We start from the raw sequence: 13,454 nt of genomic DNA, 5'->3' as shown, positions 1-13,454 counted from the left end.
GAAAATCCGCTCCAGTTTGAAAATCTTATTTGGCGCGGACCTTAGTTCTCGCGCACGCAGTGTGAAACCCCGGAAAACCTTGCCCTTGCGGCCAAAACCCGCTACGCCGCATGCGTTCTGACCTGAGAGGGAATTCCATGTCCGCGCCCAAGAAAGTTGTGCTCGCTTATTCCGGCGGCCTCGACACCTCGATCATCCTGAAATGGCTGCAGACCGAATACGGCTGCGAAGTTGTCACCTTCACCGCCGACCTCGGCCAGGGTGAAGAGCTGGAGCCCGCCCGCAAGAAAGCGGAAATGCTGGGTATCAAGCCGGAAAACATCTTCATCGAAGATGTGCGCGAGGAATTTGTCCGCGACTTCGTCTTCCCGATGTTCCGCGCCAACGCGGTCTACGAGGGCCTTTATCTGCTGGGCACTTCCATCGCCCGCCCGCTGATCTCCAAGCGCCTGGTTGAGATCGCCGAAGCCACCGGTGCTGATGCGGTGTCCCATGGCGCCACCGGCAAAGGCAACGATCAGGTCCGTTTCGAACTGGCAGCCTATGCGCTGAATCCCGACATCAAAGTGATCGCGCCCTGGCGCGAGTGGGATCTGTCCTCGCGCACCAAGCTGCTGGAATTTGCCGAAGCGCACCAGATCCCGATCGCCAAGGACAAGCGCGGCGAGGCGCCCTTCTCGGTCGACGCCAACCTGCTGCACACTTCGTCTGAAGGTAAAGTTCTGGAAGACCCGGCGGAAATGGCGCCCGATTATGTCTACCAGCGCACCGTGCATCCGGAAGAAGCACCTGACACCCCGGAATTCATCGAAATCACCTTTGAAAAAGGTGATCCGGTGGCGATCAACGGCGAGGCCATGTCGCCGGCGACCATCCTGACCGCTCTCAATGAATACGGCCGCAAGCACGGCATCGGTCGTCTTGACTTGGTCGAAGGCCGCTTTGTCGGCATGAAGTCGCGCGGCATCTACGAGACTCCGGGTGGCACCATCATGCTGGAAGCCCACCGCGGTATCGAATCCATCACCATGGACCGTGGCGCGATGCATCTGAAAGACCAGCTGATGCCGCAATACGCCGAGCTGATCTACAACGGCTTCTGGTATTCGCCGGAACGCGAAATGCTGCAGGCCGCTATCGACGCAAGCCAAACCCATGTCTCCGGCACCGTGCGTGTGAAGCTTTACAAGGGCTCGGTGAACACCGTTGGCCGCTGGTCGGAAAACTCGCTCTACTCCGAAGCGCATGTGACCTTTGAAGAAGACGCCGGCGCCTACGACCAAAAGGACGCCGCCGGCTTCATCCAGCTGAACGCCCTGCGTCTCAAGCTGCTGGCAGCCCGCGAGCGTCGCGTCAAAAAATGAGTGAATACGACGACATAGACGGCGAATTCGAGGACGATTTCGCGGAAGAACTGGATATGTTTGTCGAAGCTCAGGACACCGTATGGGCGGATGTCCTGAGTGAACTCACTGCAGGACAGAAGACGAGCCACTGGATGTGGTTCGTCTTTCCCCAACTGGCGGAACTTGGCCGCTCACATATGGCGCAGCTTTACGGGATCGAGGATCTTGCAGAGGCAACCGCCTATCTGAACCACGAAAAACTGCGCGCCCGCCTTGTGGATGCCTGTCAGCTTGTTCTGAAACACCAAGGACAGGATGCCACACAGATATTTGGCGACATTGATGCCAAGAAGCTGCGATCATCGATGACGCTGTTTGCCGCGGTACCGGATGCGCCTCGGGAATTCCAGCAGATCCTCGATGCATTCTATGGCGGCCAGCCCTGCCCGCTGACCAAGGAAGCACTTACCGTCCGGTAACCTCAGACTTCCCCTTTGGTCAGCATTGCCTGACACGTCTTGCCTGCCTAACCCTTCCTCCAAAGAGGGAGGAAGACATGGCATTGGACGAAATTGCCGCAGGCATTCAGAGCGGTTTGACCGGCAAAAGCTTTGTCGGCTCGCTCAAATTCGATTGCGGAGAGGACGGCGTGATTGTCCTGGCAGACGGAACCGCCAGCACGGCAGACCAGGAAACCGACTGTACGCTGCGGCTGTCTTCTGAAAATCTGACCAAACTGCTGACAGGCAAGCTCAACCCGATGACTGCTGTTATGATGGGCAAGATCAAGATATCAGGCGACATGGGTGTCGCCATGAAACTCAGCAAACTGATCGCCTGACGTTTCCCCTTACCTGGCATATCCTAGATATGAGCGGGGCAAAGCTCTTCCTGCACTCAGATTTTCACATCCCTCATCTGCTCGTAAAACGGCATCGCCGCATCAAGCACCGGTTGCAGTTCTTCCGGAATCTCAGGCAGCTCTCCCTCTGGTCCGGCAAAACCGCTGGAGTTCCATACAGCCCCGTACCAATGCGAGGCCCAAACACCATCATCTTTATGCCCGCCTTTTGGCCAATCCAGCATCTTCGGCGAAAACGGCATACCAATCCTCTCGCACAGCTGTTCAAGTTGGGCAGCCGGGTCTTCGCGAATATCATGACTGTCCACCACAACAGGTCTCGGACCCCAGCTGCACACCAGCTCGAACAATTCCGCCTGCTGACGGACTCCGATATCCTCCAGCGTGGGATTTTCCCGCTTCGCCGCATAAGATGCGATCACTCGGGCCGGGTGCCGGATCAGAAAGACATTCGTGACTTCCCGCATCCAATCCCGCGGCACGCCGGGAATCATGTGCTGAGTCATGTGCTTCTGGTAGTAGAACGGTTTGGCCGCCGGCACCGGCCCCAGCAAGGCCTGCGCCACGGTCTCAGGATCTTGCGTCTGGCTTTCCAGAATTTCTGCGCGCATCGGATGATCAAGACCGGTCATTGCCAGATAGGCCGCATAAAACGGCTCATCCACAACCGCACAATCGCCCCGGTTACCGAATGCATACATCAGTGCGGTCGACAGATTCCGCGGCCCGGACCACATGGCAACCCGCATCAGGCGCACTCCTGTTCAATAAGTGCTTTGTACAAACTGCGGATACGCTTCGTCACCGGTCCCATCTCGCCGCTGCCGATTTGCCGCCCGTCAATATCTCCCACCGGTGTCTGTGCGCCGAATGTGCCGGTCAAAAAGGCCTCCTCCGCACCATAGGTGTCGACCAGCGAATAATTCCGTTCAAAAACCGGAATGCCGTTTTCGCGGCACAGATCGATCACTTTCTGCCGGGTAATCCCGTTCATGCAATAATCGCCGGTAGAGGTCCAAACCTCCCCCTTGCGGACAATGAAAAAATTGCAGGCATTGGTGGTGTTCACAAAGCCATTCACATCCAGCATCAGGGCTTCATCTGCGCCAGCTTTCTCAGCTGCGACGCAGGCAATGATACAGTTCAGTTTGGAATGTGAATTCAGCTTGGGATCCTGTGTCATCGGCAGACCGCGGATATGCGGCACCGTCGCCAGTTTGATCGGCCGCGGCAGGTTGGGGCGCGAATGCTCCATGATAATCGCCATCGTCGGCCCTTGCTGCGACAAAGACGGATGCTGGAACGGCCGTGTTTTCACACCACGGGTAACCATCAGCCGCGCATGGGCATCCGTGGTCATGCCATTTGCCTTCTGCGTCTCTAACACTGCATTTTTGACGGAATCCCGATCCATGCCAATGTCCAGGTCAATGGCTTTGGCAGCCTCAAACAGCCGGTCCAGATGCGCATCAATGAAGGCCCAGGTACCATTGTACAGCCGCAGCCCTTCCCAGACGCCGTCCCCCAGCATAAAGCCGCTGTCATAGACGCTCACCCTGGCTTCGACTTTTGGAACGATATCACCGTTCAGATAGATCAGGATCTCTTTGTTCCGCTGATCCTCTTCGGCCTGGTGAGTGCTCATTTTTTTGGTCATGGGATCCTCCTTGGCCGGCACGTTAGTAATATAGGATCCGGAATCCAAACGATAACGCGCTGTCACCAGTCCGTGAAATCCTGACTTGCCGGGTTGAGCAGAAGAACATCAGTCGGCAGGCTGACAGCATCACAGGCTGGGAGTCGGGAATGCGAATCTTTGAAAGTATAAGGCCCTTTGTATTGACCGGTTTGATGGCTATCGGGGTCGCTGCGCACGGCAATCCTGTTCTGGCACAGTCAACTGCCACATTGACCGTTGCGGGCGGCTGCTTCTGGTGCGTTGAAAGTGATTTCGAAAGCGTGCCCGGGGTTATCGAAGCAGTTTCCGGATACACAGGGGGCAAAACGAAAAACCCGACCTACAAGGACGTCACTCGCGGCGATTCAGGCCACTATGAAGCGGTACAAATCACTTTTGATCCCGCTAAGGTTTCCCGCCAGCATTTGCTGGAGCTGTTCTTCCGCTCAGTGGATCCAACCGATGCAGGCGGCCAATTCTGTGACCGGGGCGACAGCTATCGCACGGCAATTTTCGTCTCTAACAAAGAAGAAAGAGCTCTTTCCGAAAAACTCAAGAAAGAAGCTCAGCAGGCCCTGGGACAGGAGATTGTTACCCCTGTTCTGCCGACCAGAACCTTCTATAAGGCCGAAGATTACCATCAGGATTACTATAAGGGTGACAGCCTGGTGTTTACCCGGTTCGGACCCAAGCGGCAGGCGGCAGCATATAAACGCTACCGCCAAGCCTGTGGTCGCGATGCACGCGTCGTGCAGCTTTGGGGCGACACAGCTCCGTTTGCCAAAGGGCACTGAACCCAGGCCGCAGCGGATCAGAACCGGGCGGCCTGTACCTCTTGCAAACTTGGAATAACATCCGCAGTGCCCTGGCGCGTAACCATAAGGGCGCCTGCACGGCTGGCCTGTTCCATTGCCTCTCCCATTGTCAGCCCCAAATCCAGTCCTGACAGGACATAGCCGGTAAACGTATCCCCAGCACCGGTTGTATCCACCGGCGTCACCGGCAGCGCAGGTACGTCTCTAGCGGTGCGCGCTTTCCCGTCGATATGCCGAGCCCCCCTGGCACCCAAGGTAATGACCACATCCGCAACACCAAGCTCACCCGGTTTTTTGCCGGTGGCCTGCTGAAGCTGCTGGGCTTCGATCTCGTTCAAGATCAGGAAATCCAGAAACGGCAGAACTGCCTTCACTGCAGCGGCATCAAATGGAGCGGCGGCGTAGCAGACGCGCATCCCCTTTTCCCGGCCCATCCTTGCCGCTTCGGCCTGCATATTCGTTTCGTTCTGCATCACCAGAATATCGCCGGAACCGGCTTCAGACAGCGCGTGCTCCACCTGCTCCCGGTTCAGCTCACGATTGGCCCCCGGAAACAGGATAATCTGATTTTCTCCCTGAGGGTCCACGGCGATAATGGCGTGCCCGGTAGGCAGCTCAGATCGAAGGATATAGCTGCTGCCAACCCCATACTCCTCCAGCCGTTCGATCGCCCAGCTGCCATCCGGGCCCACAGCCCCTATGTGCTGCACAGTGCTGCCTGCCCGGGTCGCTGCAACAGACATATTGGCGCCCTTGCCGCCAAGAAATCGGTCAAGGCTGCGGGCGGCAAGGGTTTCCCCTGCCGCGGGCAAATGCGGCATGGCATAGACCATGTCCGCATTGATAGAGCCAAGATTCCAGATCGCCATGCCTGATCACCCGATGTTGCAGGCTGCCAGAACCGCCATGTTCAGAATGTCACTGGTGGTGGAAGTGGTCGAGCAGATCTGGATCGGCTTGTCGATACCTGACAGGATCGGACCAATCACAGTGGCCCCCCCCATTTCCTGCATCAGTTTGACAGAAATAGAAGCCGAATGGCGAGCCGGAACGATCAGAATGTTGGCCGGACCGGTCAGGCGCTGGAACGGGTAATACCGCTGTGCACGTTCGTTCAACGCCACATCGACAGTCATTTCGCCTTCATACTCGAAGTCGACACCGCGCTCGTCCAATACAGTTGGCGCCACATGCATTTTCTCGGCACGCTCCGACACCGGATAACCAAACGTAGAGAAGCTGACAAAGGCCACACGTGGTTCAAGGCCCATGTGACGGGCGACCACGACAGCACGCTCAGCGATGTTTGCCAGGTGGTTTTCATCCGGCCATTCATGCACCAGCGTATCACCAATCAGCACGATCCGGCCCTTATGCAGCAGCGCAGTCACACCGGCGACCCCGTGATCAACGTCTGCATCAAACACATGGTTGATCCGGTCCAGAACATGCGCCGACTTGCGGGTTGCACCGGTCACCAGACCATCACCATGCCCATGCGCCAGCATCAGGCTGGAAAACACATGCCGGTCACGACCTACAAGGCGATGGATGTCCTTGTGGTCGAACCCTTTCCGCTGCAGCCGGTTGTACAGGAAATCCTTGTACATATCGAAATGAGGCGTGTTGGCAGCGTTAATGATCTCCAGCTCGCGCACTGCGTCGCCAAGGCCCGCCTTCTCCAGCTTGACCCGGACGTCCTCCTGACGGCCCACAACCAGAGATTTGCCGAAACCGGAACGCTGATACATCACCGCAGCACGCAGTGCCCGCGGATCGTCCCCCTCGGCAAAGATCATCCGAGACTGGGCAGAACGCGCTCTGGCATTCAGGCCGCGCAGGATCGAGGCCGTTGGATCCATACGCGATTTAAGGCCAACCTCATAGGCATCCATGTCCACAATCGGGCGGCGTGCAGCCCCTGTATCCATGCCTGCCCTGGCTACGGCAGGTGGAATCCGGTGGATCAATCGCGGATCAAACGGGGTCGGAATGATATAATCCCGGCCAAAGGTCAGTGACTTGCCATAGGCCAGCGCCACTTCATCTGGCACATCTTCGCGTGCCAGAGCCGCGAGCGCGTGGGCACAAGCAATCTTCATCTCGTCGTTGATCGCACGTGCGTGAATATCCAGCGCGCCACGGAACAGATAGGGAAAGCCCAGGACATTGTTGACCTGGTTCGGGTAATCCGAACGTCCGGTGGCAACAATGGCATCCACTCGCACTTCATGTGCCTCTTCCGGCGTGATCTCCGGATCCGGGTTTGCCATGGCAAAGATCACTGGATTGTCAGCCATGGATGCGACCATTTCCTGGGTCACCGCACCTTTGACGGAAACACCAAGGAAAACATCGGCTCCGCGCATCGCCTCTTCAAGAGTGCGCAGTTCTGTGCTGATCGCATGGGCCGATTTCCACTGGTTCATGCCCTCGGTGCGACCCTGATAGATCACGCCTTTGGTGTCACAGACAATGCAGTTTTCGTGCCGCGCGCCCATGGCCTTCAGCAGTTCGATACAGGCGATGCCCGCAGCACCCGCCCCGTTCAGGACGATTTTTACATCCTCAATCTTTTTGCCTGACAGATGCAGCGCATTGATCAGGCCGGCCGCACAAATCACCGCGGTGCCGTGCTGATCGTCATGGAAAACAGGAATATCCATCTCTTCCTTGAGCTTCTGCTCAATGATGAAACATTCCGGCGCCTTGATGTCTTCCAGGTTGATGCCACCAAAGGTTGGCCCCATCAGCTTGACCGCTTCGATGAACTTGTCAGGATCTTCCGTGTCCAATTCGATATCGATCGAGTTCACATCGGCGAACCGTTTGAACAGAACGGATTTGCCTTCCATCACCGGCTTGGAACCCAAGGCGCCCAAATTGCCCAGACCCAAGACAGCCGTGCCGTTCGAGATCACTGCAACTAGGTTGCCTTTGTTGGTATAGTCATAGGCTGTTTCAGGATTCTGTGCGATGGCCTCGCAGGGAACCGCAACGCCCGGAGAATATGCCAGCGACAGGTCCCTTTGCGTGGTCATTGGGACAGTGGCATTGATCTCCCATTTGCCCGGGGATGGCGCCATGTGAAACGCCAGGGCTTCTTCGTCGGTGATCTTGTTCTTGGGCATTTGGTTTTGTGTCCTCTCCTCGTCGCCGTCTGTCTTAGCCCAGCCCAGGGCGCCTCTCAATCCGCGGTTTCAAGAATCTGTATCGTCAGATTTTAGAAAAATGCGGCTAAAAGGCGATAATTTCCGTCAAGATTTCGTCTAAAAGTAGACCGCAGAATGCTGTAGTTTCTTAATAGGTATTAACACGCACCTGGCGTCCAGGTGGCGCTGAGGTCAAAAAGTCAGGGACCTGCAAGCAACAGTCAGAACGGCGTTTGTCCGCCCGAAAAGGGCATAGGATCAAAGGAAAAGTGAGGAATGATAAGCTTCCACAACAATTCCGGGGCAATGGTAGCCTTGCAAACATTGGGCGGAGTGAACTCTCAGCTCGGCCAAACGCAAGACAGCATTTCCACTGGCCAAAACGTTAATTCAGCGCAAGACAATGCAGCGCTGTGGGCGATCTCCGAACTGATGAACTCCGACATTTCCGGCCTGAGCTCGGTGTCGGACTCTTTGTCGCTGGGCGAAGCAACAGTCGCGGTTGCGTCAGCCGGGGCGGAACAGATTACCGATACCCTGACAGAAATGCGGTCATTGGCCATCATGGCCAGCAGCGGCATGGGCGACTTCAGCAAGTACGAGGCCGCCATGGCCGAGAAGACGGAACAGATAAACTCAATCATCTCGTCTTCTGACTTTAACGGAGTGAATCTTCTGAAAACAGACGTCGACGGAGGCGGCGGCACCGGGCTGACAGTACCATCTGCAATCTCCAGTGACGGCAGCCTGAACACCCTGAACGTTGACGGCGTCGACTTCGAAGGCAGCCCACTGTTCGATCTCGGCGGCCGCACCGCAATCACCGATGGCGCCAGCGCCTTGACGGCTCTGGGAGAAATCGAAGGTTTTCTGGCCTATGCAATCGAAGGCGCGGCAGCGCTGGGATCCAGTGCCAATCAGCTGGCTGGCCAAGGTGATTATGTCAGCAAACAGTCGGATGCCCTCACCCGTGGTGTCAGTTCAATGATCGACACAAGCATGGAAGAGGCTGCGGCTCAGTGGCGCGCTTTGCAGGCGCAACAGCAACTGAGCACCGTATCACTCTCCATCGCTAACTCTATGCCAGACACACTGCGCAACCTCTACTGACAACAGCCTGCCGCCGGTCCGCCCGGCGGCAGCCACATCCGGGTTTCCCTCGGACTCCCCCCATTGTAAATGTCTTGCAACGACGACCCCGGGGGACCTTCAATGACCGTAACGCCCATGATGGCGCAGTATCTCGAAATCAAGGAAGCACACGCGGATGCGCTCCTGTTCTACCGGATGGGCGATTTCTACGAGATGTTCTTTGAAGACGCCGTAAATGCGGCAGAGGCTCTGGACATCGCGCTGACCAAACGCGGCAAACACAACGGAGAAGACATCCCCATGTGCGGCGTGCCGGTTCATGCCGCCGAAGGCTATTTGCTGACCCTGATCCGTAAAGGTTTCCGTGTCGCCGTCGGTGAGCAGCTGGAAAGCCCCGCTGAGGCCAAGAAACGCGGCTCCAAGTCCGTGGTCAAACGCGATGTGGTGCGGCTGGTGACCCCTGGCACCCTGACCGAAGATTCCCTGTTGGAAGCACGCCGCCACAACTTCCTGGTCTCTTATTCCGAACTGCGGGATGAGGCCGCTCTTGCCTGGGCCGACATCTCCACAGGCGCGTTTCACGTGATGCCGGTTGCCCGCGTCCGCCTGTCTCCGGAACTCGCCCGCCTTGCCCCTTCCGAACTAATCGTCGCCGACGGCCCCGCCTATGACGCCGCGCTGCCACTGGCTGATGAATACAAGATTCCGTTGACCCCGCTGGGCAAAGCCAGCTTTGACAGCACCGCAGCAGAGAAACGCATCTGCAGGCTGTTCAACGTCAGCGCCCTGGACGGTTTCGGAACTTTCACCCGCGCAGAAGTCTCTGCCATGGGCGCGCTGATCGACTATCTGGAAATCACCCAGAAGGGCAAACTGCCGCTGTTGCAACCGCCGCAGCAGGAAGCCCAGGACCGGGTGGTCCAGATTGATGCAGCAACCCGCCGTAATCTGGAACTGACCCGGTCCCTCTCCGGAGGCCGTGCCGGCTCGCTTCTGTCAGTGGTGGACCGCACCGTCACCCCCGGTGGTGCCCGCCTGCTGGAACAACGCCTGTCCAGCCCGTCCCGGAATCTGGAGACAATACACCGGCGGCTGGCTGCCCTAGATTTTGCAGTAGTGCACAACCGAACTGCTGAAGATCTCCGGTCTGCCCTGCGCAAGACACCTGATCTCGACCGCGCCCTGTCCCGTTTGGCGCTGGAACGCGGCGGTCCTCGTGACCTCGCCGCCATCCGCAACGGCCTGTGCCAGGCAGAAGCCATTGCGGATCTATGTGTCGGGATGGAGCTGCCGGAGCTCATGTCCTCCGCTCTGTCAGATCTGCGGGGGTTCGACGATCTGCTGTCACTGCTGGAGGCGTCGCTTGTGGCAGAGCCTCCGCTGATGGCACGCGACGGCGGATTCATTGCTGCCGGCTATGACCTCGAACTGGACGAGGCCCGCACCCTGCGCGACGAGGGCCGCTCGGTCATTGCCTCGATGCAGAAACAATATGCCGAACACACAGGCGTGACTTCGCTGAAGATAAAGCACAACAATGTGCTGGGATATTTCATCGAAACCACCGCAACTCACGCGGATAAGATGATGTCTCCGCCGCTGAACGAAACCTATATCCACCGCCAGACCACAGCCAATCAGGTGCGGTTCACCACAGTGGAGCTCAGCGAGATCGAAACCCGTATCCTGAATGCAGGCAATTTGGCACTGGAGATCGAAAAGCGGCTCTATACAAGGCTTTCTAGCTCAATTCTGGACTGTGCAGCCCGGCTCAACACTGCCGCTCGCGGTTTGGCAGAACTGGATCTTCTGACAGGGCTTGCTGATCTGTCACGCGCAGAAAACTGGACCCGACCAAAGGTCGACACCAGCCGCGCTTTTCACGTGGAGGGCGGCCGCCACCCGGTGGTGGAACAGGCTTTGCGCCAGCAAGGCGGCGAAGCGTTTGTAGCCAACGACTGCGATCTTACTGCTCAAGACGGCGCCGCGGTCTGGCTGCTCACCGGTCCGAACATGGCCGGTAAATCCACCTTCCTGCGCCAGAACGCACTGATTGCTCTGCTTGCCCAGATGGGCAGCTATGTCCCGGCTGAGGCCGCTCATATCGGCTTGATCAGCCAGTTGTTCAGCCGTGTCGGCGCCTCTGATGACCTGGCCCGTGGCCGCTCCACTTTTATGGTGGAAATGGTCGAAACCGCCGCCATTTTGAATCAGGCCGATGACCGTGCCCTGGTGATCCTCGATGAAATTGGCCGGGGCACAGCCACCTATGATGGCCTGTCAATTGCCTGGGCAACGCTCGAACACTTGCATGAGATCAACCGCTCTCGCGCGCTGTTTGCCACCCACTACCACGAGCTGACACAGCTCGCCGGCAAGCTTGAAGGCGTCGAAAATGCCACTGTTGCAGTGAGAGAGTGGGAGGGTGAAGTCATCTTTCTGCACGAAGTCCGCAAAGGCGCCGCCGACCGTTCCTATGGTGTACAGGTCGCCCAGCTTGCCGGTCTCCCCGCATCGGTTGTTGCCCGCGCCCGTGATGTACTCGACATGCTGGAGCAGGGCAGCCGCGAGGGGGGCACCAAGATCCAGATTGACGATCTGCCGCTCTTTGCAGCGGCCCCGCCGCCGCAGCCGAAGACCCCTACCGGCCCATCTCCGGCCGAGGCGCTGTTGGAGAGCATCCAGCCGGACGACCTGTCCCCACGTGAAGCACTGGAAATGCTCTACAAACTGAAAGACGCCGTTTCCTGAAGAAAAAATAGCGGCTCCGATTGGAACCGCTATTTCATCTTTCCCAAAATACTCCCGCCGGAGGCAGCGCCCCCAAGGGCGCACCCGCTACGCAGGCGTCGAGGAAACCCCGACCTGCGCTGCGCGCAGCAGGCGGTCGTGCAGCATGAACCCTTCGGCCGACACCTGAATAATATCGCCGGCCTTGGTGCCCGGCACAGGCGCCTCAAACATTGCTTCATGTACTTTGGGGTCAAACTTGTCGCCCACTTCCGGCGACACAATCCGGATACCATGTTTTTCAAACACACCCAAAAGGGAGCGCATGGTCAGTTCCACGCCTTCGATCAGCGCAGCAGAGACTTCGCGCTGCTCGTCGGTTGCTGCCTCAATCGCGCGTTTCATGTTGTCATAGACCGGCAGCATGTCGCGGGCCAGTTTTGAACCACCATAATTCTCTGCTTCACGGCGTGCCTTGTCGCCCCGCTTGCGTGCGTTCTCCGCATCTGCCAGCGCCCGCATAAAGCGGTCCTTCAGCTCATCCCGTTCTGCCCGGAGCGCATCAATTTCCAGCGAGGCGTCATCAAATTCCTCGGTCTGCGCTGCCAGCTCTTCAGCCTCGGCGGCGTCGATGTCATCCAGAAAGTCTTCGTCCTTGAGCTCTGCCATATTTCACCTCTAACTCCGGTCCGACAACAGTTTGCCGACCAGCTGTGCCGTGTAGTCCACAATTGGCACAATCCGTCCGTAATTCAGGCGCGTCGGACCAATCACTCCGACCGCACCGATGATCTTTCGATCCGCGTTCATATAAGGAGACACCACCAAAGAGGAACCCGAAAGTGAGAAAAGTTTGTTCTCCGAACCGATAAAAATGCGCACGCCGTCGCCGTCCTCGGTCAGTTCCAGGAATTCAGCAATATCGCGCTTGCGCTCAAGGTCATCAAACAGGGTCCGGATCCGCTCCAGCTCCTCAGCTGCTCCAGTCTCAGCAAGCAGATTCGCACGTCCACGTACAATCAGCCGGGCCTGCTCGCTGCCGTCGTCTTCCCAGATCGCCAAGCCGCTTTCGATCATGGCATGCGCCAGACTGTCTATTTCCTGCCGCCGCGCGGCAATCTCCCCCTGGATTTGCCGCTGAACTTCGCTCAGCGTCCGCCCCTCGATCAACGCATTAAGGAAGTTCGCCGCTTCCCGCATCGAGCTTGGCGTCTGACCCGGTGGCGGTGTGAACAGGCGGTTTTCCACGTGGCCGTCCGAGAACACCAGAACAACCAATGCCCGGTCATGCGCCAGAGAGACAAACTCGATATGACGGATTTCCGCCTCATGCTTGGGCGTCAGCACCAGTGATGCCCCCTGCGTGACACCTGACAATGCTGCACCAACCCGGTCCAGCATGCCGCCTACATCACCGGCGCTCTTCCCCAGTGTCGCGTCTATTTTCTCTCTGTCATTGGCCTTCAGGTCTTCAACCTCCAAAAGGCCATCCACAAACATCCTGAGCCCAAGTTGCGTCGGCACTCGACCGGCGCTGACATGCGGGCTGTCCAGAAGCCCAAGATACTCCAGATCCTGCATCACATTGCGGATTGTCGCAGCGCTGACTTTCTCGCTGAGCGAACGCGTCAGGGTCCGGCTGCCAACAGGATCGCCGCTTTCCAGATAGCTTTCCACAACCGTCCGAAAAACTTCCCGCGAGCGGTCGTTCAGATCCTGCAGAATATTTTGCGGGTCACTCATCGGCCTTCCAGCATTTCTTGCGGTTTCAAACATAAG

At 57.7% G+C, this 13,454-nt stretch carries 12 protein-coding genes; 6 read left to right on the top strand and 6 right to left on the bottom strand.

Annotated features, from left to right (window positions below):
• Positions 1–137: 137 nt before the first annotated feature.
• The 3 genes from ACP151_RS02030 (at position 138) to ACP151_RS02020 (ending at position 2,187) form a co-directional block, all read left to right on the top strand.
• Positions 138–1,364 carry an argininosuccinate synthase gene (locus tag ACP151_RS02030; RefSeq protein WP_424977175.1) on the top strand — a complete coding sequence of 409 codons (1,227 nt, stop codon included), beginning with the start codon at positions 138–140 and terminating at the stop codon, positions 1,362–1,364.
• Positions 1,361–1,825 carry a DUF1810 domain-containing protein gene (locus ACP151_RS02025; protein WP_424977173.1) on the top strand — a complete coding sequence of 155 codons (465 nt, stop codon included), beginning with the start codon at positions 1,361–1,363 and terminating at the stop codon, positions 1,823–1,825. The genes ACP151_RS02030 and ACP151_RS02025 overlap by 4 nt, the downstream gene beginning before the upstream one ends.
• A 77-nt stretch (positions 1,826–1,902) precedes the next feature.
• A complete protein-coding gene (locus tag ACP151_RS02020; RefSeq protein WP_424977172.1) occupies positions 1,903–2,187 on the top strand; it encodes an SCP2 sterol-binding domain-containing protein in 285 nt (94 codons plus the stop codon).
• A 56-nt stretch (positions 2,188–2,243) separates the two neighbouring features.
• On the opposite strand, the gene ACP151_RS02015 is transcribed toward ACP151_RS02020, so the two are convergent.
• Both ACP151_RS02015 and ACP151_RS02010 read right to left on the bottom strand, forming a co-directional pair.
• Positions 2,244–2,957: an HAD family hydrolase gene (locus ACP151_RS02015; protein WP_424977171.1), complete on the bottom strand. Its 714-nt coding sequence runs from the start codon at positions 2,955–2,957 to the stop codon at positions 2,244–2,246.
• Positions 2,957–3,865: a D-amino acid aminotransferase gene (locus ACP151_RS02010; protein ID WP_424977170.1), complete on the bottom strand. Its 909-nt coding sequence runs from the start codon at positions 3,863–3,865 to the stop codon at positions 2,957–2,959. The genes ACP151_RS02015 and ACP151_RS02010 overlap by 1 nt, the downstream gene beginning before the upstream one ends.
• Before the next feature lie 149 nt (positions 3,866–4,014).
• On the opposite strand from ACP151_RS02010, the gene msrA reads away from it, so the two are divergent.
• Positions 4,015–4,680 carry a peptide-methionine (S)-S-oxide reductase MsrA gene (gene msrA / locus ACP151_RS02005; protein ID WP_424977169.1) on the top strand — a complete coding sequence of 222 codons (666 nt, stop codon included), beginning with the start codon at positions 4,015–4,017 and terminating at the stop codon, positions 4,678–4,680.
• 17 nt (positions 4,681–4,697) lie between these two features.
• Here msrA and ACP151_RS02000 read toward each other — a convergent pair whose 3' ends face one another.
• Both ACP151_RS02000 and ACP151_RS01995 read right to left on the bottom strand, forming a co-directional pair.
• Complete coding sequence (locus tag ACP151_RS02000; RefSeq protein ID WP_424977168.1) at positions 4,698–5,570, bottom strand: ribokinase; 873 nt, start codon at positions 5,568–5,570, stop codon at positions 4,698–4,700.
• Between the two features lie 6 nt (positions 5,571–5,576).
• Positions 5,577–7,832, bottom strand: a complete 2,256-nt coding sequence (locus ACP151_RS01995; protein ID WP_424977167.1) for an NADP-dependent malic enzyme — start codon at positions 7,830–7,832, stop codon at positions 5,577–5,579.
• Positions 7,833–8,129: 297 nt separating this feature from the next.
• On the opposite strand from ACP151_RS01995, the gene ACP151_RS01990 reads away from it, so the two are divergent.
• Both ACP151_RS01990 and mutS read left to right on the top strand, forming a co-directional pair.
• Positions 8,130–8,963 (top strand): flagellin, encoded by an 834-nt coding sequence (locus ACP151_RS01990; protein ID WP_424977166.1) that lies wholly within the window; start codon positions 8,130–8,132, stop codon positions 8,961–8,963.
• Positions 8,964–9,065: 102 nt separating this feature from the next.
• Positions 9,066–11,696, top strand: a complete 2,631-nt coding sequence (gene mutS, locus ACP151_RS01985) for a DNA mismatch repair protein MutS (RefSeq protein ID WP_424977165.1) — start codon at positions 9,066–9,068, stop codon at positions 11,694–11,696.
• Between the two features lie 87 nt (positions 11,697–11,783).
• Here mutS and ACP151_RS01980 read toward each other — a convergent pair whose 3' ends face one another.
• Together ACP151_RS01980 and hrcA are read right to left on the bottom strand one after the other, a co-directional pair.
• The gene (locus ACP151_RS01980) at positions 11,784–12,344 is read right to left on the bottom strand and encodes a nucleotide exchange factor GrpE (protein ID WP_424977164.1); all 561 of its coding nucleotides are present in this window, start codon (positions 12,342–12,344) and stop codon (positions 11,784–11,786) included.
• Between the two features lie 9 nt (positions 12,345–12,353).
• Positions 12,354–13,418 carry a heat-inducible transcriptional repressor HrcA gene (hrcA, locus tag ACP151_RS01975; protein WP_424977163.1) on the bottom strand — a complete coding sequence of 355 codons (1,065 nt, stop codon included), beginning with the start codon at positions 13,416–13,418 and terminating at the stop codon, positions 12,354–12,356.
• Between the last annotated feature and the right edge of the window lie 36 nt (positions 13,419–13,454).

This window comes from Leisingera sp. S232, assembly GCF_049800895.1.
Lineage (GTDB): Bacteria > Pseudomonadota > Alphaproteobacteria > Rhodobacterales > Rhodobacteraceae > Leisingera.
This window is presented reverse-complemented; position numbering and strand designations above follow the sequence as displayed.

Bases quoted from the DNA above. Each gene is read 5' to 3' on its own strand.
- ACP151_RS02000 (WP_424977168.1), bottom strand. From the start codon at position 5,570: ATGGCGATCTGGAATCTTGGCTCTATCAATGCGGACATGGTCTATGCC.
- ACP151_RS02030 (WP_424977175.1), top strand. From the start codon at position 138: ATGTCCGCGCCCAAGAAAGTTGTGCTCGCTTATTCCGGCGGCCTCGAC.
- mutS (WP_424977165.1), top strand. From the start codon at position 9,066: ATGACCGTAACGCCCATGATGGCGCAGTATCTCGAAATCAAGGAAGCA.
- ACP151_RS02020 (WP_424977172.1), top strand. From the start codon at position 1,903: ATGGCATTGGACGAAATTGCCGCAGGCATTCAGAGCGGTTTGACCGGC.
- msrA (WP_424977169.1), top strand. From the start codon at position 4,015: ATGCGAATCTTTGAAAGTATAAGGCCCTTTGTATTGACCGGTTTGATG.
- ACP151_RS02025 (WP_424977173.1), top strand. From the start codon at position 1,361: ATGAGTGAATACGACGACATAGACGGCGAATTCGAGGACGATTTCGCG.
- ACP151_RS01980 (WP_424977164.1), bottom strand. From the start codon at position 12,344: ATGGCAGAGCTCAAGGACGAAGACTTTCTGGATGACATCGACGCCGCC.
- ACP151_RS01995 (WP_424977167.1), bottom strand. From the start codon at position 7,832: ATGCCCAAGAACAAGATCACCGACGAAGAAGCCCTGGCGTTTCACATG.
- ACP151_RS02010 (WP_424977170.1), bottom strand. From the start codon at position 3,865: ATGACCAAAAAAATGAGCACTCACCAGGCCGAAGAGGATCAGCGGAAC.
- hrcA (WP_424977163.1), bottom strand. From the start codon at position 13,418: ATGAGTGACCCGCAAAATATTCTGCAGGATCTGAACGACCGCTCGCGG.
- ACP151_RS02015 (WP_424977171.1), bottom strand. From the start codon at position 2,957: ATGCGGGTTGCCATGTGGTCCGGGCCGCGGAATCTGTCGACCGCACTG.
- ACP151_RS01990 (WP_424977166.1), top strand. From the start codon at position 8,130: ATGATAAGCTTCCACAACAATTCCGGGGCAATGGTAGCCTTGCAAACA.